At 64.4% G+C, this 21,325-nt stretch carries 21 protein-coding genes; 10 read left to right on the plus strand and 11 right to left on the minus strand.

The window, feature by feature from the left end:
- Positions 1–37: 37 nt before the first annotated feature.
- A complete protein-coding gene (locus SIDU_RS13475; RefSeq protein ID WP_025772771.1) occupies positions 38–847 on the plus strand; it encodes a DODA-type extradiol aromatic ring-opening family dioxygenase in 810 nt (269 codons plus the stop codon).
- A gap of 2 nt (positions 848–849) precedes the next feature.
- Here SIDU_RS13475 and SIDU_RS13480 read toward each other — a convergent pair whose 3' ends face one another.
- From SIDU_RS13480 to SIDU_RS13490, 3 genes are all read right to left on the minus strand, one after another.
- A complete protein-coding gene (locus tag SIDU_RS13480) occupies positions 850–1,386 on the minus strand; it encodes a (2Fe-2S)-binding protein (protein ID WP_007683092.1) in 537 nt (178 codons plus the stop codon).
- The gene (locus SIDU_RS13485) at positions 1,383–1,859 is read right to left on the minus strand and encodes a DUF2721 domain-containing protein (RefSeq protein ID WP_007683091.1); all 477 of its coding nucleotides are present in this window, start codon (positions 1,857–1,859) and stop codon (positions 1,383–1,385) included. Before SIDU_RS13485 ends, SIDU_RS13480 begins: the two co-directional genes overlap by 4 nt.
- Before the next feature lie 220 nt (positions 1,860–2,079).
- Positions 2,080–3,288, minus strand: a complete 1,209-nt coding sequence (locus SIDU_RS13490; protein ID WP_007683089.1) for an LL-diaminopimelate aminotransferase — start codon at positions 3,286–3,288, stop codon at positions 2,080–2,082.
- Between the two features lie 139 nt (positions 3,289–3,427).
- Here SIDU_RS13490 and SIDU_RS13495 point away from each other — a divergent pair, with 139 nt between their 5' ends.
- The 3 genes from SIDU_RS13495 (at position 3,428) to clpS (ending at position 7,012) form a co-directional block, all read left to right on the plus strand.
- Positions 3,428–5,167 carry a PHA/PHB synthase family protein gene (locus SIDU_RS13495; RefSeq protein WP_007683087.1) on the plus strand — a complete coding sequence of 580 codons (1,740 nt, stop codon included), beginning with the start codon at positions 3,428–3,430 and terminating at the stop codon, positions 5,165–5,167.
- A 242-nt stretch (positions 5,168–5,409) separates the two neighbouring features.
- A complete protein-coding gene (locus SIDU_RS13500) occupies positions 5,410–6,321 on the plus strand; it encodes a phasin family protein (protein WP_007683083.1) in 912 nt (303 codons plus the stop codon).
- Between the two features lie 283 nt (positions 6,322–6,604).
- Positions 6,605–7,012, plus strand: coding sequence for an ATP-dependent Clp protease adapter ClpS (gene clpS, locus SIDU_RS13505; RefSeq protein WP_007683081.1), 408 nt, complete (start codon positions 6,605–6,607; stop codon positions 7,010–7,012).
- Positions 7,013–7,098: 86 nt separating this feature from the next.
- Here the strand turns inward: clpS and SIDU_RS13510 are convergent, their stop codons facing one another.
- Positions 7,099–7,326 (minus strand): hypothetical protein, encoded by a 228-nt coding sequence (locus SIDU_RS13510; RefSeq protein WP_007683078.1) that lies wholly within the window; start codon positions 7,324–7,326, stop codon positions 7,099–7,101.
- Between the two features lie 236 nt (positions 7,327–7,562).
- Here SIDU_RS13510 and SIDU_RS13515 point away from each other — a divergent pair, with 236 nt between their 5' ends.
- The 3 genes from SIDU_RS13515 (at position 7,563) to SIDU_RS13525 (ending at position 11,101) form a co-directional block, all read left to right on the plus strand.
- The gene (locus tag SIDU_RS13515; protein WP_025772772.1) at positions 7,563–7,712 is read left to right on the plus strand and encodes a hypothetical protein; all 150 of its coding nucleotides are present in this window, start codon (positions 7,563–7,565) and stop codon (positions 7,710–7,712) included.
- A 188-nt stretch (positions 7,713–7,900) separates the two neighbouring features.
- Entirely contained in the window at positions 7,901–10,129 is a 2,229-nt protein-coding gene (locus SIDU_RS13520) for a TonB-dependent receptor (protein WP_007683075.1), read from the plus strand.
- A gap of 306 nt (positions 10,130–10,435) precedes the next feature.
- A complete protein-coding gene (locus SIDU_RS13525) occupies positions 10,436–11,101 on the plus strand; it encodes a peptidylprolyl isomerase (protein WP_007683073.1) in 666 nt (221 codons plus the stop codon).
- Between the two features lie 171 nt (positions 11,102–11,272).
- Here SIDU_RS13525 and SIDU_RS13530 read toward each other — a convergent pair whose 3' ends face one another.
- Together SIDU_RS13530 and SIDU_RS13535 are read right to left on the minus strand one after the other, a co-directional pair.
- Positions 11,273–11,776: a DUF3617 domain-containing protein gene (locus SIDU_RS13530; protein WP_007683071.1), complete on the minus strand. Its 504-nt coding sequence runs from the start codon at positions 11,774–11,776 to the stop codon at positions 11,273–11,275.
- Positions 11,777–11,889: 113 nt separating this feature from the next.
- Positions 11,890–12,426, minus strand: a complete 537-nt coding sequence (locus SIDU_RS13535; RefSeq protein WP_007683069.1) for a DUF3617 domain-containing protein — start codon at positions 12,424–12,426, stop codon at positions 11,890–11,892.
- Positions 12,427–12,539: 113 nt separating this feature from the next.
- Here SIDU_RS13535 and SIDU_RS13540 point away from each other — a divergent pair, with 113 nt between their 5' ends.
- From SIDU_RS13540 to uvrB, 3 genes are all read left to right on the plus strand, one after another.
- Complete coding sequence (locus tag SIDU_RS13540) at positions 12,540–12,974, plus strand: DNA/RNA non-specific endonuclease (RefSeq protein WP_007683067.1); 435 nt, start codon at positions 12,540–12,542, stop codon at positions 12,972–12,974.
- Positions 12,961–13,389 (plus strand): hypothetical protein, encoded by a 429-nt coding sequence (locus SIDU_RS13545; RefSeq protein WP_007683065.1) that lies wholly within the window; start codon positions 12,961–12,963, stop codon positions 13,387–13,389. Before SIDU_RS13540 ends, SIDU_RS13545 begins: the two co-directional genes overlap by 14 nt.
- A gap of 91 nt (positions 13,390–13,480) precedes the next feature.
- Positions 13,481–15,664, plus strand: a complete 2,184-nt coding sequence (gene uvrB, locus SIDU_RS13550) for an excinuclease ABC subunit UvrB (protein ID WP_007683063.1) — start codon at positions 13,481–13,483, stop codon at positions 15,662–15,664.
- A 507-nt stretch (positions 15,665–16,171) separates the two neighbouring features.
- On the opposite strand, the gene recA is transcribed toward uvrB, so the two are convergent.
- The 5 genes from recA to smpB form a co-directional block, all read right to left on the minus strand.
- Positions 16,172–17,245, minus strand: coding sequence for a recombinase RecA (recA, locus tag SIDU_RS13555; protein WP_007683061.1), 1,074 nt, complete (start codon positions 17,243–17,245; stop codon positions 16,172–16,174).
- 99 nt (positions 17,246–17,344) lie between these two features.
- Positions 17,345–17,704 carry a response regulator gene (locus tag SIDU_RS13560; protein WP_007683060.1) on the minus strand — a complete coding sequence of 120 codons (360 nt, stop codon included), beginning with the start codon at positions 17,702–17,704 and terminating at the stop codon, positions 17,345–17,347.
- Between the two features lie 90 nt (positions 17,705–17,794).
- Positions 17,795–20,221, minus strand: a complete 2,427-nt coding sequence (locus tag SIDU_RS13565; RefSeq protein ID WP_020819872.1) for a hybrid sensor histidine kinase/response regulator — start codon at positions 20,219–20,221, stop codon at positions 17,795–17,797.
- A 28-nt stretch (positions 20,222–20,249) separates the two neighbouring features.
- Entirely contained in the window at positions 20,250–20,843 is a 594-nt protein-coding gene (locus tag SIDU_RS13570; RefSeq protein ID WP_007683056.1) for a DUF2062 domain-containing protein, read from the minus strand.
- Complete coding sequence (smpB, locus tag SIDU_RS13575; RefSeq protein ID WP_007683053.1) at positions 20,843–21,325, minus strand: SsrA-binding protein SmpB; 483 nt, start codon at positions 21,323–21,325, stop codon at positions 20,843–20,845. The genes SIDU_RS13570 and smpB overlap by 1 nt, the downstream gene beginning before the upstream one ends.

A 21,325-nucleotide genomic window follows, 5' to 3' on the forward strand; every position in this document is an offset into this window, starting at 1 on the left:
GCTTGCGCTGCGCCCAAATCCATCCGATCTCGTGGGCATGAGACAGCCGACTCTCTTCATCCCCCATGGCGGCGGCCCCTGCTTCTTCATGGACCCCAGCGACCCCGATCGCCCGCATTGCGACCCGATGTGGCAGCCGATGCAGGACTATCTGGCGGGCATCGTCGCGACCCTGCCCGAACGCCCCGGCGCGATCCTGCTGGTCTCCGGCCATTGGGAGGAAAGCCGGTTCACCGTCCATGACGGGGAAAGGCCCGGCCTGCTGTTCGACTATCATGGCTTTCCGCCGCACACATATGCGCTCCGCTGGGACGCGCCCGGCGCGCCCGCGCTCGCCCGCCGCGCCGCCGGCCTGCTGGAACAGGCGGGCTTTCCCGCCGGAACGGAGGAGGAGCGCGGCTGGGACCATGGCGTCTTCATCCCGATGAAGGTCGCGCTGCCGCAAGCCGACATTCCGCTCGTCCAACTCTCGCTCCGCCACGATCTGGACCCGGCGGCGCACATCGCCGCCGGACGCGCCCTCGCCCCGTTGCGCGACGAAGGTGTGCTGATCGTCGGTTCGGGCATGAGCTTCCACAATTTGCGCGTCCGCGGTTCCCAGGCCACCGCGCCGTCGAAGCTGTGGGACGACGCCCTGACCGCCGCCGTGACCGATCCCGACCCGGCCAGCCGCGCCCGCCGCGTCGCGGCCTGGGCCGACCTGCCCCATGCCCGTTTCGCCCACCCGCGGGAGGAGCATCTGCTGCCCCTGATGGTCGCCCTCGGCGCGGCAGGCAAGGACAAGGCGGTGCGCAATCATGGCAGCACCGTGCTGGGCTGGACCGTGTCCGGCTATCGCTTCGGCTGAAGCTAGGGCCGCCGCAGCGCCGGAACCGCCTTCGCCGCCTCCTCCGGAGCGATGCCGGATGGCGGGACGGCGTCCACCACCTCCTCGCCCCGCATCACCCGTCCCGCCCGCTGGATCGCGCCTCGCAGCCGGGGATAGATGCCGCAGCGGCAGATATTGGTGATCGCCGCGTCGATCTCCTCATCGCTCGGATCGCTGGTGCGCCGCAGCAGCGCCGACGCCGCCATGATGACGCCGGGGATGCAGTAGCCGCATTGGGAAACATTGTCCGCCGCGAACACCTGTTGCAGCGGATGGCCGCGATCGGGCGACAGCCCCTCTATGGTGGTGACGAACTTCCCCTCCGCGGCGGCGATGGTCACCTGGCAGGAACGCACGGCCTCCCCGTCTATGTCGACCGTGCAGGCGCCGCAATCGCCCGTGCCGCAGCCATATTTCGTTCCGGTCAGGTTCGACGCGTCGCGCAGCGCCCAGAGCAGCGGCGTCGCCGGGTCCATGCGATATTGGACGGGCCGGTCGTTGACCGTGAACTTCGTCATCCCGCGCCCTCTTCCTCGACCTTGTGATAGAGCACTTCGTTGCGGATGTGGATGGTGCGCGAGGCGAGCCGGATTTCCTGGATGAAGGTGGCGAAGGCCGCCGCCTGCAACACCATGGCCAGGCTGAACAGGATCGCGATGGGCGTGCCGAGGTGCGAACCCAGCAGGTTGGCGGCGAACAACAGGATGACGACCAGGCAGATCGCGCAGGCCGACGCCACCGACAGGAAGATCGCGCCGTTGACCACGCTCATCCGCCGGTCCAGCACGCGGATCTCGCTGACCATCCGGTCATGCTCCTTGCCGCGGGAGGCGAGGATCTTGTCCTCCACCTTGCGCGCCCGGTCGATGATGCGCGCCAGCCGCCCGACGCAGACGTTCAGGAACGCCCCGATGCCCGCGAGCAGGAAGACGGGGGCCAAGGCGAGCTGGATGGTCTGCGCGACCTGCGAAACCTGGGGAAGTGCGATCATCGTGTCAAAGCAGCGCAGAGCGAGGAAAATGGCAAGGGTTGAAATGGCTGTACAGGTTGCATGCCATCATGCCCTTGGGGAAGCGTGCTCCTGCGAAGGCAGGAGCCCAGTTCCAACGGTAGAATGACATTCCGAGGGCAGAACTGGGCTCTCATGAGCCACTTGTCTCATTCGAGTGCCCGCGCAGGAGCACGTCCCTCATCTCCCGATCCTATTCCCCTCAGGCAGCGCCCTTGGCCGGCGTGTTGACGCCCATGGATTTCAGATACTGCCTGATGTTGCGCGCCGCCTGCCGCAGCCGCTGCTCATTTTCCACCATGGCGATGCGGACATAGCCCTCGCCATCCTCGCCATAGCCGACCCCCGGCGCGACCGCGACCTTGGCGTGGGTCAGCAACTGCTTGGAAAATTCCAGGCTCCCCATGTCCTTGAGCGCCGGGGGCAGCGGCGCCCAGGCGAACATCGACGCCCTGGGCGCGGGAATGTCCCAGCCAGCCCGGCCAAAGGCCTCCACCATCACGTCGCGGCGCTTGTGATAAAGCTCGCGGTTCTTCTGCACGATGTCCTGCGGCCCATTGAGCGCCGCGCAGGCGGCCGCCTGGATCGGCGTGAACGCGCCATAGTCCAGATAGGATTTCACCCGCTTCAACGCCGCGATCAGTTGCCGGTTGCCCACGGCAAAGCCGATGCGCCAGCCCGCCATGGAATAGGTCTTGCTGAGCGAGGTGAATTCCACCGCCACATCCTTGGCGCCCGGCACCTGGAGGATGGAGGGCGTCGGATTGCCGTCATAATAAAGCTCGGAATAGGCAAGGTCGCTCAGCACCCAGACCTTGTTCTCCTTCGCCCAGGCGACCAGCCGCTCATAGAAGGCGAGGTCGACGGTCTCGGCCGTCGGGTTGCTCGGATAGCCCACGACCAGGATCGAGGGGCGCGGCACGGTGAAGGCCATGGCCCGCTCCAGCGACTGCCAATAATGCTCGTCCGGCGTGGTCGGCACGGAGCGGATGGTCGCCCCCGCGATGATGAAGCCGAACATGTGGATCGGATAGCTGGGATTGGGCGCCAGCACGACGTCCCCCGGCGCGGTGATCGCGGTGGCCAGGCTGGCAAGGCCCTCCTTCGACCCCATGGTCACGACCACCTCGGTCTCCGGGTCCAGATCGACGCCGAAGCGGCGGCCATAATAGTTGGCCTGCGCCCGGCGCAGCCCCGGAATCCCCATCGACTGGGAATAGCCGTGCGCGCTCGGCTTCTGCGCGACCTCGCACAGCTTGGCGATGACATGGTCGGGCGGCGGCAGGTCGGGATTGCCCATCCCTAAGTCGATAATGTCCTCCCCCGCGGCGCGCGCGGCGGCCCGCATCGCGTTCACTTCGGCGATGACATAGGGCGGCAGACGCTTCATGCGGTAGAATTCTTCGGACATTGGGGCTTTCCTGAAAGCTCGCTGTAAGGAATAGTAAGTGACGCGCACTCGGCTTGTCACGATCCGGCTATAACCCGCCAGCCCGCGACGCGCCAGAGAAAGCGGCGGACCGGACAATGCCAGGCGAAGGAAGGTGGCCATGAAAGCACAGGACGTCATGGAACCCCACCTCCCCACGCTGGAGGACATGCAGCAATGGACGCAGGTGCTGGGCCGGGCGCAGCAATTGATGCTGGAACAGGCGGCAGGCGCGACCGGCCGGACATTGCCCTTCGACCCCGAAGCCGTGGCGCGCATCCAGACCGGCTTTGCCGATGAAGGCTTGGCGCTGTGGCAGCGTTTCCTGGATTCCGGCGGCCTGCTGCGCGACCATCCCGAACCCCCGCCATCGGATAGCCCCGCGGCCGCGCGCGACCGCCGCTTCGCCGACCCGGCCTGGACCGAGCATCCCTTTTACGACCTGATCCGGCAGAGCTATCTGCTGCTCTCGGATTATCTGATGAAGCTGGCCGACGCGGTGGACGGCGTCGATCCGAAGCAGAAGGCCAAGCTGCGCTTCGCCACCACAGGCCTGCTGGACGCCATCGCCCCCAGCAACTTCCCGCTGACCAACCCGCTGGTCGTGCAGAAGACGATTCAGAGCGGCGGCGAGAATCTGGTTAAGGGCCTGCAGCACATGCTGGCCGATCTGGAAAAGGGCCAGCTCACCCACACCGACGGCACGGCGTTCGAGCTTGGCCGCAACATCGCCTCGACCCCCGGCAAGGTGATCAAGGAAACGCCGCTCTACCAGTTGATCCACTATGCCCCGACGACAGACAAGGTGCTGGAAACGCCGCTGATCATCTTCCCGCCCTGGATCAACCGTTTCTACATCCTCGACCTGTCGCCGGAAAAAAGCTTCGTCAAATGGGCCGTCGACCAGGGGATCAGCGTCTTCCTGGTGTCGTGGAAATCGGCCGACGCCTCGATGAAGGACGTCGTGTGGGACGATTATATCCTGGACGGCCAGATCGACGCGATCGACACGGTGCGCGACCTGCTGGGCGTGCCCGGCGTCCACGCCATCGGCTATTGCGTGGCGGGGACGACATTGGCCGCCACGCTCGCGCTGCTGACGGCGCGGGGCGAGGCGGACAAGGTCGCCAGCGCCACCTTCTTCACCGCCCAGGTCGATTTCAGCAAGGCGGGCGACCTCACCCTGTTCGTCGACGACGAGCAGATGAAGATGGTGGAGCAGCTTTCCTCCGGCGGCTTCCTGGACGGGCGCTACATGGCCGCGACCTTCAACCTGCTGCGCGGGCGCGACCTCATCTGGAACTATGTGGTCAACAACTACCTGCTGGGGCAGGATTACCCGCCCTTCGACCTGCTCTACTGGAACGGCGACACCACCAACCTGCCGGCGCGCTGGCACAAGGATTATCTGACGCAGCTCTATCGCGACAACCTGCTGGTGCAGCCGGGCGCGATCAGCGTCGCGGGCACGCCCATCGACCTGCGCCGGGTCAGGACGCCCGCCTATGTGCAGGCAGGGCGGGAAGATCATATCGCCCCGCTGGAAAGCGTGTGGAAGCTGACCGAGCATTTCTCCGGCCCGATCCGCTTCCTGCTGGCGGGGTCGGGGCATATAGCGGGCGTGGTGAACCCGCCCTCCGCGCAAAAATATCAATATTGGACCTGCGCCGAATCGCAGCCGACCCTGGAGGCCTTTCTCGCCCATGCGAAGGAGACAAAGGGTAGCTGGTGGCCCGACTGGATCGAGTGGATTCGCGGGCAGGCCCCCGCCACCGTCCCGGTGAAGGGCGCCCGTCGCCCCGGCAAGGGCCGACTCAAGGCGCTGGAGGACGCCCCCGGCCGCTATGTGAAAACCCGTTAGCGGTTTCCAAGCGGTCGGTTCCGATCGCTGGTCAAGAAATCGCGGAAAACGAAGAATCAAGAGCGGCGATCTGATTCGCTCAGATCGAAACCCGCTCCAGTTCCTTCGCGGGCGGCCCGTTTGCGGCAGCCCGCCTTGCCGAAGCGACGGGTCGTACGGGCAATTTTGCTGCACTGCACAAAAGCGCTTGCAACGGCGGCGCGATTTCTATATTGTGCACTGCAACAAATGGAGGTTGGTCCATGGCCGTTACCCCAAAGCCAGTGCGTAAGAAGCCTGTCGCCAAGAAGGCGTCGTCGACCCTCTCCGCCAGCGAGGCGCTGAAGGCCGCCGAAGCGGCGATCAAGGCGCCGGCTCCCGCCCGGGCGAAGCCCGCCGCGAAAAAGCCTGCCCCGCCCAAGGCCGTCGCTCCGGCGGCCAAGCCCGCGGCGAAGGCTGCGCCGGCGGCGAAGGCCGATCCGGTAGCGGTGATCGCGGCGACCACGGCGGTCGACGCGGCGCCCGAACCGGAACTGGTGAAGGATGTGACCCCGCAACCCGCCCCCGTCGCCGCGGCGCCGAAGGCGGAGACGCCCAGGTCCAAGCCGGTTGCGAAGCCGACAGCGGCGCAACCGGACCTATCGAAGACCCTGTTATCCGGGGCCGGGCCGCTAGAGCCCATGTTGCTGCCCGCCACAGAAGGAACGAAAATGATGAACGATGTGATCGAGACCGGAAAGAAATTCGCGGAAGAAACCAAGGCCAAGCTCGAAACGGTCTATGCCGACCTGAACGAGAAGGCGAAGGTGAGCGTCGAGAAGTCGACCAAGGCGATCGAGGAATTCAGCGACATCGCCAAGGGCAATGTCGAAGCGCTGGTCGAATCCGGCAAGATCGCGGCCAAGGGCTTTGAGACCCTGGGCCAGGAAGCCGTGGACTACAGCCGCAAGAGCTTCGAAAAGGCGACCGCTTCTTTCAAGAGCTTCTCGACCGTGAAGACGCCGACCGAATTCTTCCAGCTTCAGAGCCAGCTGCTCTCCAGCAGCTTCGACGAATTCACCAAGGAAGCGGCCAAGAGCAGCGAAGCGCTGATCAAGCTGGCCGGCGACGTCGCCTCTCCGCTGACCGCCCGCGTGACCGTGGTGACCGACAAGGTAAAGGCGCTCGCCGCCTGACCCCCGGCCTTCGGGCTTGCGAGAAAGAAACGGCCCCGTCGCAGGGGCCGTTTCCTTTTTCCGAAGGATGCCCCATGGCCAATGGCGGACGTTAGCCCCTCCGTCACCCCGGACTTGATCCGGGGTCCCGCTTTCTTTCTGAGTGCCCGCCTGGAAAAGGCAGCGGGACCCCGGGTCAAGCCCGGGGTGACGAGATGGGGAATGGCGGGAAGCCACCCATTTCACTCTCCCCCATGCCATTCCCGCCAGGAAGGATGGTTTACGCCCGGCAGGACCCCTTGCCATGCGGGAGCAAATCGCCATATCCTCGCCCATCATGAGCAGCTCCACGACGATGGCATATTCCGTGACGATGGCGGGCAGGGATCAGGACGACCAGGGCGACGGCTCGGGCGGTCCCAATGTCGGCATTGCCACGCGCACCCGCGCCCGGACGAAAAAGCCCTCTCTCTACAAGGTGCTGATGTTGAACGACGACTACACGCCGATGGAATTCGTCGTGCACGTCCTCCAGCAATTCTTCCGCATGGACATGGAGGAGGCGACCCGCGTGATGCTCCACGTCCACCAGCGCGGCGTCGGCGTCTGCGGCATTTTCAGCTATGAGGTGGCGGAAACGAAGGTGAACCAGGTCATGGACTTCGCCCGCCAGAACCAGCACCCGCTACAGTGCACCCTGGAAAAGGCATAGGGATTCCGCCGGCCCGCCTGAGCGGCGGGAAGCCGATCGCTTTCGACCGCCTTCGCTGATCCAGCTCCTTCACCTTCGCGTGAGGGTCATATCTCGCCGAGATCGGCCTTTAAATGGCGCGCCGCTGACAAAAACAGAATCGCGGCGCACAGCACCGGCACGGTGGTGATGGTCAGGGCCGCCCGCAGCGCGGACCCCGCATCATATCCCATCCATGCCATCAGGTCGCTCGCAAGACCGACCAGCAGCGGACCAAGGCCATTGCCGAAGAGTATGACGGCCAGCAGCGAAATCGCCGAGGCGGTCGCGCGCATCTGCGGCGGGGCGAGCGATTGCGAACAGGACAGGAGCGGCGGACCGGAGAAACTGACAAGCCCCTGAACGCAGCAAGCTGCCTGATCCGAAGCCGTTGAAGTTGACGGTCACCCCCGATCTTCAGTCAGAATCCTGTTGACCGCTTTTAGAAAAGTGTAGATACACTTTATCAAGACGCCAATGGCGCGACTAGAGCGATTTCCAAGCGATCCGAACCGATCGCGGATCAGTTGGGGTGGGCGACTATGTCGATGGCGAGATTGTGAAGCGCCGCGCCCGCGAAGGCTACTCCGTTCATGCTGGCCAACCAGGTGCGGAAAAGCTCGCGTCTCTGTTTGCGGAGGTCGAGGCGGTGGACGGCGCGATCGTTGCGCGCGGCCCTTGATGCTCGCGTTCCCGATGACGCTTCCGTTTTTCTGGCTGAAGCTGAGGCGAGCGCGCCGGGGGAGGCCGGCGTCCTCGACATCGGGGGCATGGGCGCCGGGCAATTGTTCGAAGTGAACTGAAGATTGAAGCCGGACGCCGCCTGACAAGAGGGAGGGCGGCGCCGGTTGCATAAAGAGGGAGGATGTTATGCGAGGTAATTTCGCCAGCCTATTGTCGCGTCTGCTGTGCACCGCCGCCGCCGGTGTCGCAGCGCCGGTTTTCGCTCAAGGGACAGCGGCCGCAAATGCTCCGGCGGCGGGTGCGCCGGCTGAAGAACAGGCCGCGGTCGGCATTGCCGACATCGTCGTGACGGCGCGCAAGCGCGCCGAAAATCTCCAGGATGTTCCGATCGCGGTCACTGCGCTCGGCTCCGTCGCCATGGAGCGCGCGCATATCACCTCGGTTCTGGATGTCGCGGCGCTGACGCCCGGCGTCACCATGACCCAGTTCAATATCGGCGAACCCCAGACCTATATTCGCGGCGTCGGATCGCAGACGGATTCGGCCGCCTCCGAATCGTCGGTCACGATCTCCATGGACGAAGTGGCGATCGGCCGCGGCGGCGCCACGTCGATCGCGTTTCTGGACGCCAGCCGGGTCGAGGTTCTGCGCGGTCCTCAGGGAACTCTCTACGGACGAAATGCGTCCGCCGGCACGATCAGCTTCTATTCGAACCGTCCGACCGAAGCATTCGAGGGCAGTGTCGAGGCGTCTGCCGGCAGCTTCCGCACCTTCGGCGGCAAGGGCATCGTCAACCTGCCGGTCGGCGACGGCATGGCGTTCCGCGCGGCCGGTCAATATTCCGACAGCCGCGGCTATGCATATAACCTGCTGACCGGCAAGCATCTTCAGGGCGGAGAGCGCTATGGCGGCCGACTGCAGTTCCAGGCCGAAAAGGACGCATGGACCATCCTCCTGTCGGGAGATTATTCCAAGGATGATCTCGATGGCGATTCCCGGTCGATCGTGTCGACCTATTTGGCGAGCCCCACCTTCGCGGCGCTGGCGGCCGCCTCCAACGCCGACCGCAAGAATGTCTGGGAGAGCGAGACGATCCCAGGGACGTTCCAGCGTCGCCGCAATTACGGACTCGTCGGGCGGGTCGAATATGCGGGCGATTGGGCCACGCTGACGTCGCTCACCGCCTATCGCAACAATCTCTATTCGTTGCGCGCCGACTATGTGGGGGAATCGAATTTTCCCTTCCAGACCGACGACCGGGTCAATGAAGCGTCGCACCAGTTCAGCCAGGAATTGCGGCTGACCTCGCCGTCCAGCTCGAAGGTCCAGTGGGTCGCCGGCCTCTTCTATTATTCCGACAGCATCGACCGCGAGGAGCGCTTCGTCGTCACCTCGGTGGCGCCGCTGCCGCGAGGATTGGGCGGCGATAACACTGCCCTCCAGAATGCCAGCACGAAGAGCTATGCCGCTTTCGGCCAGGTCACCATACCGTTCGCGCAAATCTTCGAACTGACGCTTGGCGCCCGCATCTCGCGCGACAAGAAGGACGTCTTTCAGCAGGCGGTGCATAATGCGCCGGCAGGCCAGGGACTCGGCTTCCCCTTCTTCCCCGGCTCGCTTTACGCGGTGCCGGCGTCCGCAAGCTTCACCAAGCCCACCTGGCGCGCAACGCTGGCCATGGAACCCAGCCCGGACAAGCATTTCTACCTGAGCTATGATCGCGGCTACAAGTCGGGCACCTTCACCAGCCAGGCTCAGAATGCCGTCCAGGCCACCTTCCTCGTGAAGCCCGAACAATTGGACAGCTTCAACCTGGGCGCGAAAACCCAATGGCTGGACAACACGCTGCGGGTGAACGCCGACCTCTTCTATCTCGACTATAAGAAGCTTCAGGTGTTCGAGTTCGGCGCAAATCTGAACTTCATCCTTGCCAATGCCAATGCGCGGATCAAGGGCGCCGAACTCCAGGTTGCGATCGCGCCGTCACGCCATCTCAACGTCGGCATCAATGCGAGCCTCCTCGACGGCAAGTTCACGTCCAATCCGCAATTCGCGGGGGCGACGCTTGCCTATAAGGGCAACCGCCTGTCGCGCGCGCCGCGCTACAAGATCAGCAACTATATCGAACTCAACGAGGACCTGTTCGGCGGCACGGCCACGGTGCGTCTGAGCCAGGCTTTCCAAAGTTCCTATTTCTACAATCCGTCCAACGATGTTGCGGGCCTTCAGAAGGCTTACAGCGTGCTCAACGGCTTTGCATCCTGGGAGAGCGCGTCGGGCCTGAAGCTCTCGCTGAGCGCCGACAATCTGACGAACGAGCAATATTCGGTGCACCATATCAGCTTCCAGAATCTGGGCGTGCGCATTTTCGCTCCGCCCCGGTCCTACACGGTCACCCTGGCCAAGCGCTTCTGATGACTGCCCTCTGAAAAAGGGGCGCTCCCCATGGAGCGCCCCCGTCGCCACCTTCCTCCTTTGCAAAGCGGTTAAAGTCCGTGCTTGCCGCCCGGTTGCGCCGCGCCTGCAAGCTCTCTAGGGTGTGTGGGGATTAAGTTCAGGGCGAGGCGAAAATAGCGGATTTCGAGAACTGGCGCGCAGCGTACTTCAGTACGTGAGCACCGGAAGCGCAGAAAGCCGCTATTTGCAGCCCGCCATGGGCTGAATCCCCACACACCCTAGCCTTGGGTCTTGTCCCTCTTTCCTGAGCGTGCCTTCCCGCCGATGCGTCCTGCCGTCCTGCATTATCTCGTCCTGCTGACAGCCTTCCTCTCCGGTCCCGCCCTCGCCCTGCACGCCAACCGGCCGACGCCGGGCCATACCCGCGTGGCCATCGAGACCTCCGTCGGCGCCATCGTCGTGGCGACCGACGATAAGCGGGCGCCGGTCACCTCCGCCAATTTCCTGACCTATGTCGATGACGGGCGCTTCGACGGCGTCACCTTCTATCGCGCGGCGCGGCGCAAGAGCGCTCCGCAACTGGGGCTGATCCAGGGCGGCATTGACACGGATGCGCGCCGGTCGCTGCCGCCGATCAGGCATGAGCCGACGACGCGGACCGGGATCAGGCATCTGGACGCGACGCTGTCCATGGCGCGGCCCGACCGCGCCAATTCGGCCATGGGCAATTTCTTCATCACCGTGGGGCCGACGCCCAATATGGATGCGCGGGGCGACTATATCGGCTATGCCGCCTTCGGCCATGTGGTCGCGGGCATGGACGTGGTGAAACGAATCCTCGCCGCGCCGACCTGCTGCGGGTCGGGGCCGATGCGCGGGCAGATGATCGTCAAGCCGATCCGGATCATCCGCGCCAGACGGCTCGACGGCACGCCGCATCCGACGCGCGGGGTGAAGCCGTGGCTGTTGGGCCTCAGGCGCAAATCTTGAGCGTCCGCCAGGCGGCGCCGATATTGCCGCGATCGGCCCATGGCATTTCCATGCGCGCCGTTCGGCAGGCCGTCCCCATCCGATGCACGGACCGGGCGCGGCCTGCCGACGGTTCGGCCGTCCATCATGGCATGCGGGCGCCGCGTCGGACGGAAGGTGTCGGACCGGCCCTCAGGCCTTGGTGCATTCCCCGGCGCGCTTGCCCGTGACGTCATGGGTGGTGCGCAGCACGGGCTGGCCGCCCTCTGTCCTGGTCATGGTGCTGCCCAGGGTCAGCGTGTCGGCGGTGAAATTGCCCTCCAGCGCTATTTCGGACGTGCCCTTGCCGGACGTGCAGCTCAGCGTCGCGATCAAGCGGCCCTTGCGGATCAGCTTGTCCTTGTAGGTGCAGTCACTGCCCTCATCCCCGGCCAGCGCATTGGCGTCCGGCACGCCGGCCGCGTCGACGGCGATGCAGACCCTGTCCTCGCTCACCTGCTTCAGCGCGGCCTGATATTCGGCCGGGGTGACGGTGGGGGTGTTGTAGCCGGTGGTCTTGCGGGTGAGCGTCCATTCGCCCGCTTTCATGACGATCGGCGCTTCGGTCGTTTCGGGCGCGGGTTCCGGCTTGCTGCCGCAGGCGGCCAAGCCGAGAGCAAGCCCAAGCGGCAGGGCCGCCAGCGCGAATTTCTGCATATCCTCTCCCCTGTTCTCTGTTGGAACGGGGGCAGGCTCGCGCCAAGCCGCGCAAAGCGCAAGAGGAATCTGCCATCACCTGTTGCGGGCAGGGGCGCCCGCTCGCCTCGCCCTTATTTCTCGGCGCAGGCCGCGCCGATCCACTTGCCGCTGGTCTTCGCCTTCATGCTCATGTTCATGCCGTTGGGGGCGCCGGTCATCTTCATGTCCATGTGCATCTCATAGCTTTCGGGCGCGTAGCTGCCGGACATGACGGCGTTCATCGTGCCGCCCTGCGACTTGCAGCTTATCTCCCCCTTCACCGATCCGCCGCTCGCGTCGAACCCCTTGTAGGCGCAGTCCTTGTTCTCCTGGCCGGAGAACATCTTGCCGCTGGGGTTGGCGGCTTCCTCCGGCGAGACGCAATATTTGATGGAGGCGCGGCTCATCATCTTCTTCATCTGCTCTTTCATCTGGTCGCCGCCGCCCGGCATGTTGGGCATGTCGATGTCGACCAGCTCATAGGCGCCCTCCCACTGGCCGGGCTTGAGCTGAACCTTCTGCACCTCCTCACGGACCTCCTCGCGGGTCTGGGGCTGGCCGGACGGCTTTTCGCCGCAGGCCGCCAGCAGAGATGTCAAGCCGATCAGGACGGGAAGTGTCGCACGCATAGGCATTCTCCCTGTTTCCACTCCATTTTGCTGGCCACCATAACAACGGGCGGCGGCGATGCAATGCGGAACAGTTCCGACGTTTGTTCTTGATTTGTTCTAATTATTTTGCTATGAGCCGGGAGAGCAAGAATGGCTATGATTTCTACATGGACATGCTTGCCCGGGTCAGGAAAGTCCATGGCCAATTGTTTCTCGGTCCGACAACCGCACGGTCACGATTCAATCAAATTCAAGCGGGCAAACCGGATCGTCGCTCTGGTGACGATCGTGGACATTTCATCGCTGCTCGCTTCAACGGGCCGAACGACAGCTTCAATCATTTCGCCCAAGATGCCAATTTCAATCGGAGCGCCTATAAAGCACTGGAAAATAGCTGGGCCAACGATTTACGAGCGGGCAAAAAAGTCTTTGTCGATATCATACCCCAATATGCGGGAACATCGAGGCGGCCCTACAGGCTCACCGTTACTTGGTACGTCAATGGCGAAAGAAATCTCCGAAATTTCCCGAACGAACCGAGGGGAGCAAGCAATGGCAGACGATAAACTCGACAATCTAGGGCCGCTGATGAATGAGATCGGACAGGAACTGGCGGAGATTGTCGGCGGCGATCCAAATGGCGTCTTCCTCTATGCGGAGATTGGTGAAGGATGGAATGGACCGAGCGTCTTCAAGGACGAAGGCGACGTCGTCCGCTATTATAATTCAGCAAGTGAGATTCTTTCAGACCTTCTTTTCGAGTCCTGGTATGCGGCATCGGAAGATCCCATCAAGCGTTGGTCAGTGATGGAATATGATGTGAAGGACGGCGAATTCAGCGTTAGTTTCAAATATCCTGACGAGATGAATGTCGAGATCGTCGATGCACGGCGGCGTGAGGCAGCCCTGCGCGCTCGCTATGGTGACAAGCCGGTGATTTATCCTCCCCCGCCCCAGGATGCGTTTGAATTGAAGTCGTAAAAGGAACGGCGGCGCACGGCTTTTCCGCCTCCCTGCCCCAGGAGAGTGTGAAGCCGATTGCGTCTCCAACCAAAGGCACCATATTCGGGCCATGTCTATCCAGATCCGCACCACGCTGGACGAGCCGGAGACCGGCGAAGGCTTCGTCCCCCACCGCCCCGCACGCCCGGAAAAGAGCGAGGGCGGCAGGCCGTTCAAGCTGGTTTCCGACTATGAACCGTCGGGGGACCAGCCGACCGCCATCGCCGAACTGGTGGAAACGGCGCTCCAGGGCGAGAAGGACCAGGTGCTGCTGGGCGTCACCGGATCGGGCAAGACCTTCACCATGGCGAAGGTGATCGAGGCGTTGCAGCGGCCCGCGCTGGTGCTGGCGCCCAACAAGATCCTGGCCGCGCAGCTTTACGGGGAGTTCAGGAGCTTCTTCCCCGAAAACGCCGTCGAATATTTCGTCAGCTATTACGACTATTATCAGCCCGAAGCCTATGTGCCGCGGTCGGACACCTATATCGAAAAGGAGTCCAGCGTGAACGAGGCGATCGACCGGATGCGCCATTCGGCCACCCGCGCGCTGCTGGAACGCGACGATGTGCTGATCGTGGCCTCGGTTTCCTGCCTCTACGGCATCGGATCGGTCGAAACCTATTCGGCGATGACCTTCGCGATGAAGAAGGGCCAGGTGGAGGATCAGCGGGAAATCATCCGCAAGCTGGTGGCGTTGCAGTACAAGCGCAACGACGCGGCCTTTGCGCGGGGGAATTTCCGGGTGAAGGGGGATAATCTGGAGATTTTCCCGTCCCACTATGAGGATACGGCCTGGCGGGTCAGCTTCTTCGGCAATGAGATAGAGGACATCGTCGAGTTCGACCCGCTGACCGGCAAGAAGGTGGCGAGCCTCGACTATGTGAAGGTCTTTCCCAATTCGCACCACGTCACGCCGGGGCCGACGCTCAAGCAGGCGATGGAGGCGATCCGGTTCGAACTGGCCGAGCGGCTGAAGGAACTGACCGCCGAGGGCAAGCTGCTGGAGGCGCAGCGGCTGGAGCAGCGGACCAATTTCGACCTGGAGATGATCGCGGCGACCGGCTCCTGCGCGGGGATCGAAAATTATTCGCGCTTCCTGACCGGCCGACTGCCCGGCGAGCCGCCGCCGACCCTGTTCGAATATCTGCCCGAAAACGCGCTGCTGTTCGTCGACGAGAGCCACCAGACCGTGCCGCAGATCGGGGCGATGGCGCGGGGCGACCACCGGCGCAAGATCACGCTGGCCGAATATGGATTCCGCCTGCCGAGCTGCATCGACAACCGGCCGCTCCGCTTCAACGAATGGGACGCGATGCGGCCGCAGACGGTCAGCGTCTCCGCTACGCCCGGCCCGTGGGAGATGGAGCAGACCGGCGGCGCCTTCTCCGAACAGGTGATCCGCCCGACCGGGCTTATCGACCCGCCGGTCGAGATCAAGCCGGTGGAGGATCAGGTGGACGACCTGATCCATGAGGCGAAGGAGACGGCGAAGAAGGGCTATCGCACGCTGGTGACGACGCTCACCAAGCGGATGGCGGAGGATCTGACCGAATTCATGCATGAGGCCGGGATCAAGGTCCGCTACATGCACAGCGATGTCGAGACGCTGGAGCGGATCGAGCTGATCCGCGACCTGCGGCTGGGCGTCTACGACGTGCTGGTGGGCATCAACCTGCTGCGCGAGGGGCTGGACATTCCCGAATGCGGACTGGTCGCGATCCTGGATGCGGACAAGGAGGGCTTTTTGCGTTCCGAAACCTCGCTGATCCAGACGATCGGGCGCGCGGCGCGCAATGTCGACGGGCGGGTGATCCTCTATGCCGACCGTATTACCGGGTCGATGGAACGGGCGCTCAACGAAACGTCGCGGCGGCGCGAGAAGCAGATGGCCTATAATCTGGAGCATGGCATCACGCCGACCACGATCAAGCGGAACATCGGCGACATCATCGCCCATGTCGCGTCGAAGGATCAGGTGACGGTGGATACGGGGCTGGAGGACCGGCCGCACCTCGTGGGCCACAATCTGCGCGCCTATATCGAGGATCTGGAAAAGAAGATGCGCGCCGCCGCGGCCGATCTGGAGTTCGAGGAAGCCGGGCGGATACGCGACGAGATCCGCAAGCTGGAGGCGGAGGAACTGGGCTTGCCCGCCGAACAGCAGGTGGCGGCGCCCAGGGGCCGGGCCATGGAAGGCAAGCCGGGAACCCGCAAATTGCGCTACGGGAAGGTGCAGAAGAAGTTTGGACGATAGGCGGCGAGGGCCTTGGCTGGACCCCGTCATGCTCCTGCCCGGGCGCTCGAAGGAAACGAGTGGCGCCCCGAGAGGACGATGCGTTTCCTGCCCGCAAATCGCTCTTTCCGCCGATGAACCGATGGCCCGGTCCGCGATTGGCAAGCCATCCGACGGCCGTGGCCAAAGCGGGAGCATCGTGCAATGACTCGGCACCGTTCATGCTGAGCAGGGACTGAGTCCTTCGACGGGTTCAAGACAGGCAAGTCGAAGGCCCATATCGAAGCATCTGCGCCGATTGGTCCTTCGATGCGTCACTTCGTGGCTACTCAGGACGAACGCCGTGGATTTGATTGAACGCAGGGCTTTAGACGCTGCGCCCGGCGAAAGGGCTGTGCGGCAAAGGCCGATCCGGTAAAAGGCCCGCCGCGCCAGTCGCGCAGCGGGCCTTTTCAGTGCGTGAAGCGGCAGGCGGGCAGAGCCGCGCTGGAGCCTTCCGGTTGATCCGGCCGGAAGGCCCGTCAGCGCCTATTCGCCATCATCCTCCGCTTCGGGTCCGGCCATCATCCCTTCGGCGACCTCCTCGGTCTTGCCGCGGATCGCCTTTTCCAGCCGTTCCGCCATTTCGGGATGTTCTTTCAGATAGGTTTTCGCATTCTCCCGACCCTGGCCGATGCGGACCGAGTCATAGGAGAACCAGGCGCCCGACTTCTCGACCAGCCCGGCCTTCACGCCGATGTCGAGCAGTTCGCCGATCTTGGACACGCCCTCGCCATACATGATGTCGAATTCGACCTGCTTGAAGGGCGGCGCGACCTTGTTCTTGACCACCTTCACCCGGGTCGCGTTGCCGACAATGTCCTCGCGGTCCTTGATCTGGCCCGTGCGGCGAATGTCCAAACGCACCGAGGCGTAGAATTTGAGCGCATTGCCGCCGGTCGTCGTTTCCGGGTTGCCGTACATGACGCCGATCTTCATGCGGACCTGGTTGATGAAGATCACCAGGCAGCGCGAGCGGGAAATGGAACCGGTCAGCTTGCGCAGCGCCTGGCTCATCAGGCGCGCCTGCAGGCCGACATGGCTGTCGCCCATCTCGCCCTCGATTTCCGCGCGGGGAACCAGCGCGGCGACCGAGTCGACCACCAGCACGTCGATGGCGTTCGACCGCACCAGCGTGTCCACGATCTCCAGCGCCTGTTCGCCCGTGTCCGGCTGCGACACGATCAGTTCGTCGATGTCGACGCCCAGCTTCTTCGCATAGCCGGGATCGAGCGCATGTTCCGCGTCGACGAAGGCCGCGATGCCGCCAGCCTTCTGCGCTTCGGCAATGGCGTGCAGCGCCAGCGTGGTCTTGCCCGAGCTTTCCGGCCCGTAAATCTCCACAATGCGTCCGCGCGGCAGGCCGCCAATGCCGAGCGCGATGTCCAACCCCAGCGATCCCGTCGAAATCGCCTCGATCTCGATCTTCTCGCGGCTGCCCAGCTTCATCGCCGAACCCTTGCCGAAGGCGCGGTCGATCTGGGAAAGGGCCGCTTCCAATGCTTTCTGTCTGTCCATTGTCCCCGTCTTCTTGGAATCGATGAGTGAGAGCATTGCGGTCATCGGCCTATCCCCTGTCAAGCGGAACGCGCCGGTCCGGATGGCGCGTGGCCACCATGTATCCTGTTTGTTCTAATGGAACAAGAGGGGAACGAAATTTTCTTATGCGGCGCCCAGCGCCTTGTTGAGAGCGCGTTCGACCGCGCCGATGGTGAAGGGCTTGGCCAGCGTCGGCCGGTCGGCATGGCCCGTCGGCAGATCGTCCGCCATGCCGCCCGTCGCAAAGACGAAGGGTATGCCGCTCTGCGCCAATATGTCCGCCACGGGCCAGCTTTTCTCGCCATGCAGATTGCAGTCGAGCAGCGCCGCGTCGAATCCGCCCTCCCGCGCCTTGGCGCAGGCTTCGTCCACCGATTCGGCAATGGCGTGCAGCCGGTATCCCAGCGTGTCGAGATAATCCTCCAGCATCATGCCGATCATTGCCTCATCCTCCACGACCAGGATGGTCTTGCCGTCAGACATGCTTGCGGTCCCCAATCTTACCCATCGCAACCCCAAAGGCGTTTTCCCACCGACATAATCGACAAACCGCGCGGAAGTTCATCATGCCGTTCATTCCGCCGGCCGCATCGCCAGCGCATCCCGCGCCGCTTCCGCCAACTGGCTGACGGAAAAGGGTTTTGGGAGGAAAGCCACATTGGCGATGTCGATCGATTTGCGCAACTGTTCCTCGGCATAGCCCGACATGAACAGCACCGGCAGGTCGGGATGTGTCGCCCGCGCCCGCGCCACCATCGACGGGCCGTCCATGTTGGGCATCACCACGTCGGAAATCAGCAGGTCGATCTTCTCGTCCCCGGCCAGCACCTCCAGCCCCTGTTCGCCGTCATTGGCGGTCAGCACCTTGTAGCCCTGACGCGACAATGCCCGTTCCGCGACGGCGCGCACCATATCCTCATCCTCCACCAGCAGCACGGTGCCGGTGCCCCAGGTTTCGCTGCGGCGGACCGGCGCCTTGGGCTGCGCGGCCTGATCGGCGTCGGCGCCCTGGTAGACCGGCAGGTAGATGACGAAGCTCGCCCCCCGCCCCAGTTCGGATTCCGCGAAGATGAACCCGCCCGACTGCTTGACGATGCCGTAGACGGTGGAAAGGCCAAGGCCGGTGCCCTTGCCCAGTTCCTTGGTGGTGAAGAAGGGTTCGAAGATCTTGGACAATATGTCGGGCGGGATGCCCAGGCCCGTGTCCGACACCCGCACCGCGGTATAGTCGGCGGGCGGCAATATGTCCGACCGCATCTCCCGCACCTTGGCGGCGGGCACGGCATAGGTCTGGATGTTGAGCGTGCCGCCGTCCGGCATGGCGTCGCGGGCGTTGACGGCCAGGTTGACGATCACCTGCTCCAACTGGCCGGGGTCCGCCCGCACCGCGCCCAGATTGCGGCCATGGGTGACTTCCAATTTGACGCTCTCGCCCAGCAGGCGCTTCAGCAGGTTGGAAACGTCCGCGACGATGTCGGGCAACTGCAATATCTGCGGCCGCAGCGTCTGCTGGCGCGAGAAGGCCAGCAACTGCCGCGTCAGCCCCGCAGCGCGGTTGCTGTTCGACTTGATCTGCTGGATGTCGTCATAGTCGCTGTCGCCCGGCGTATGGCGCATCAGCATCAGGTCGCAATGGCCGATGATCGCGGTCAGGATATTGTTGAAGTCGTGCGCCACGCCCCCGGCAAGCTGGCCGATCGCCTGCATCTTGGTCGCCTGCGCCACCTGCCGCTTGAGCTTGCTCTCCTCGCTATTGTCCTTGAGCGAGAGCAGCACCGCCGCCTCGCCCAGCCCGCGCACGCCCGCCAGGCTGAGCGCGATCGGCTCGTCGGGCTGGTTGCGCATGCGCACGGCGACGTCGCCCGACATTTGCGGTCCGACCGCGAAGCGCCGCACCGCGTCGGCCACCGCCGCCTGATCTTCCCGCACCACCAGGTCGCCGGGATAGCTCGGCTTCTCCTCCGGCTTGACGCCCGCGGCCCGCGAAAAGGCCTTGTTCATGAACAGCACGCGCCCGTCACGATCCGCCATGGCAAGGCCAAAGGGCAGCAGCGACAACAGCGTCTCGATATAGGAAAGCGCTGACGTCCCGCCCGCATTGCCCGCCGGCTCGTCGATCAGCAGCAGCAGCATCGGCCCGTCCTGCGCGCCCGATTGCGCCCCCGCCGGCTGGGCGGCGCGCTTCAACGGCACCTGCAACAGCCGCAGCGGAACGCCGCCCGATTCCTCCCGCGCCAGGAACAGCCGCCCCTTGTCGTCCACCCGCATGTGGGCGGCGAAGTCGCGCCCGGTGATATTGGCGTCGATCCGCCCGGCGGCGCGCAGCAGGAAGGCGCCGTTGGCGGCCCGGATGCGCCCTTCCCCGCCGATCATCACCGCCATGATGCCCGCTTCGCCCAACTGCCGCCCGGCCTCCCCGGTCAGCAGGCGATGCACATCGTCCAGCGCGCTGGGCTGGCGCACGGGGGAAAAGCGCCACAGCAGATAATCCTCCGAACGACCGGTGCGGCACAGGAAGGCGTCCAGCCGCAGCGCGCCCTGCACGATCCCCTCCACCCGCGCCTCGCCGTCGCGCCAGGCGGCGCGGGCGGCGTGGCCCAGGCTGTCGGACAGGGGCGCATCGCCGGTGACATGCGGCGGCGTGGGAAAACCGGGAAACCACTCCCCGAACAGGTCGCTGGCGCAGACCAGCCGCCCGGCCCGGTCAGTGACGGCGATCGCCATGTTGGATGCGTCCGCCGCCGCCCGCGCCACCGTCCAGTCGGGCACGGCCTCCCCCACCGCCACTTCCGGCGGATGGAGCCTGCGATACCAGCTCAGCAGCGCCGCCCCGGCCAGCACCGCCGCGCCGAAGCCCGCGCCCAGCGCCCAGTTCCCGGCGGCATAGATCACCAGCCCGGCGGAAATCAGCGCCAGCAGGACCAGCAGCGGCAGGGCAAGCGGCGATGGCCGGTCAGCCGCCCAAGCGTCTCCATCCCTGATCACACGCGCCCCCTGCATCCACAATGGACTTGCCGCCCCAACCCCCTCAGGCCGAAGCGATTTCCTCCAATGCGCCGCTTTCGCGCGCCTTGCCAATCCTCAATTTGCGCGCATGCCATTTCCGCCCCATGCGATGGCGCCAGATCCAGTCGGCCAGGAAATAGCCGACCACCGCGAAAGCCAGGGAAATCAGCGCCAGTCCCAGCAGCATGGCAGGCGCGGCCTCCGAAAAGAGCCAGGCGCACCATTCGCGGATCGAGGCGTGCCGGTCGATCAGCGCCATGAAGCCCGAAGCATCCGCCGTCCGCCCCAACATCCAGTTGCCCATCCACACCGAAGCCATCAGGAACAGCGGCGTGGTGGCAGGATTGGACAGGAACGTCATCGCCGCCGCCAGCGGAATATTCGCCCGGAACGGCAGCGCCAGCAGCGCCGCGCCCGCAATCTGCACGCCGGGGATCAGCAGGAAGATGCCGACCAGCAACCCCAGCGCCACGCCGCGCGGCACCGACCGCCGGGTGAAGCGCCACAGCGAGGGTTCCAGCACGCGATGCGCCACCGGGGCCAGAAAGCGGTTGTTTTCCAGCGACTCGCGGGTGGGCGCATTGGCGTGCCACCAGCGGGAAAGTCGATTGTCCATCAGCGATGCGCCTTCATGATGCGCTGCTGGTCGCGTTTCCAGTCGCGTTCCTTGATCGTGTCGCGCTTGTCATGGGTCTTCTTGCCCTTGGCCAGCGCCAGTTCCACCTTCGCCTTGCCCCGGCTGTTGAAATAGATGGACAGCGGCACCAGCGTCATGCCCTTGCGCTCGACGGCGCCGTGCATCCGGGCGATCTCCCGCTGGTGCAGCAACAGCTTGCGGGGGCGTTTCGGCTCATGGTTGAAGCGGTTGCCATGGCTGAATTCGGGGATGTTGCTGTTGACCAGCCACACCTGCTCGCCCTTCACCTCGGCATAGCTTTCCGCGATATTGCCCTCGCCGAAGCGCAGAGACTTGACCTCTGTGCCTTGCAGGGCGATGCCGGCCTCGAACACATCCTCCAGGAAATATTCGAAACGGGCGCGCCGGTTCTCGGCGACGATCTTCTTCTTGTCGAAGGCTTCGGGACGGGGACGGGCCAT

It is taken from the genome of Sphingobium indicum B90A, from assembly GCF_000264945.2.
GTDB lineage: Bacteria > Pseudomonadota > Alphaproteobacteria > Sphingomonadales > Sphingomonadaceae > Sphingobium > Sphingobium indicum.

Coding starts and splice junctions, on each gene's coding strand:
- clpS (WP_007683081.1), top strand. CDS start 6,605: ATGCGGGAGCAAATCGCCATATCCTCGCCCATCATGAGCAGCTCCACG.
- SIDU_RS13475 (WP_025772771.1), top strand. CDS start 38: ATGAGACAGCCGACTCTCTTCATCCCCCATGGCGGCGGCCCCTGCTTC.
- SIDU_RS13540 (WP_007683067.1), top strand. CDS start 12,540: ATGAGCCGGGAGAGCAAGAATGGCTATGATTTCTACATGGACATGCTT.
- recA (WP_007683061.1), bottom strand. CDS start 17,245: ATGACCGCAATGCTCTCACTCATCGATTCCAAGAAGACGGGGACAATG.
- smpB (WP_007683053.1), bottom strand. CDS start 21,325: ATGGCCCGTCCCCGTCCCGAAGCCTTCGACAAGAAGAAGATCGTCGCC.
- SIDU_RS13525 (WP_007683073.1), top strand. CDS start 10,436: ATGCGTCCTGCCGTCCTGCATTATCTCGTCCTGCTGACAGCCTTCCTC.
- SIDU_RS13490 (WP_007683089.1), bottom strand. CDS start 3,288: ATGTCCGAAGAATTCTACCGCATGAAGCGTCTGCCGCCCTATGTCATC.
- uvrB (WP_007683063.1), top strand. CDS start 13,481: ATGTCTATCCAGATCCGCACCACGCTGGACGAGCCGGAGACCGGCGAA.
- SIDU_RS13510 (WP_007683078.1), bottom strand. CDS start 7,326: ATGCGCGCGACCGCCTCGGCGATTTCGCTGCTGGCCGTCATACTCTTC.
- SIDU_RS13485 (WP_007683091.1), bottom strand. CDS start 1,859: ATGATCGCACTTCCCCAGGTTTCGCAGGTCGCGCAGACCATCCAGCTC.
- SIDU_RS13495 (WP_007683087.1), top strand. CDS start 3,428: ATGAAAGCACAGGACGTCATGGAACCCCACCTCCCCACGCTGGAGGAC.
- SIDU_RS13560 (WP_007683060.1), bottom strand. CDS start 17,704: ATGTCTGACGGCAAGACCATCCTGGTCGTGGAGGATGAGGCAATGATC.
- SIDU_RS13500 (WP_007683083.1), top strand. CDS start 5,410: ATGGCCGTTACCCCAAAGCCAGTGCGTAAGAAGCCTGTCGCCAAGAAG.
- SIDU_RS13565 (WP_020819872.1), bottom strand. CDS start 20,221: ATGCAGGGGGCGCGTGTGATCAGGGATGGAGACGCTTGGGCGGCTGAC.
- SIDU_RS13530 (WP_007683071.1), bottom strand. CDS start 11,776: ATGCAGAAATTCGCGCTGGCGGCCCTGCCGCTTGGGCTTGCTCTCGGC.
- SIDU_RS13545 (WP_007683065.1), top strand. CDS start 12,961: ATGGCAGACGATAAACTCGACAATCTAGGGCCGCTGATGAATGAGATC.
- SIDU_RS13535 (WP_007683069.1), bottom strand. CDS start 12,426: ATGCGTGCGACACTTCCCGTCCTGATCGGCTTGACATCTCTGCTGGCG.
- SIDU_RS13570 (WP_007683056.1), bottom strand. CDS start 20,843: ATGGACAATCGACTTTCCCGCTGGTGGCACGCCAATGCGCCCACCCGC.
- SIDU_RS13520 (WP_007683075.1), top strand. CDS start 7,901: ATGCGAGGTAATTTCGCCAGCCTATTGTCGCGTCTGCTGTGCACCGCC.
- SIDU_RS13480 (WP_007683092.1), bottom strand. CDS start 1,386: ATGACGAAGTTCACGGTCAACGACCGGCCCGTCCAATATCGCATGGAC.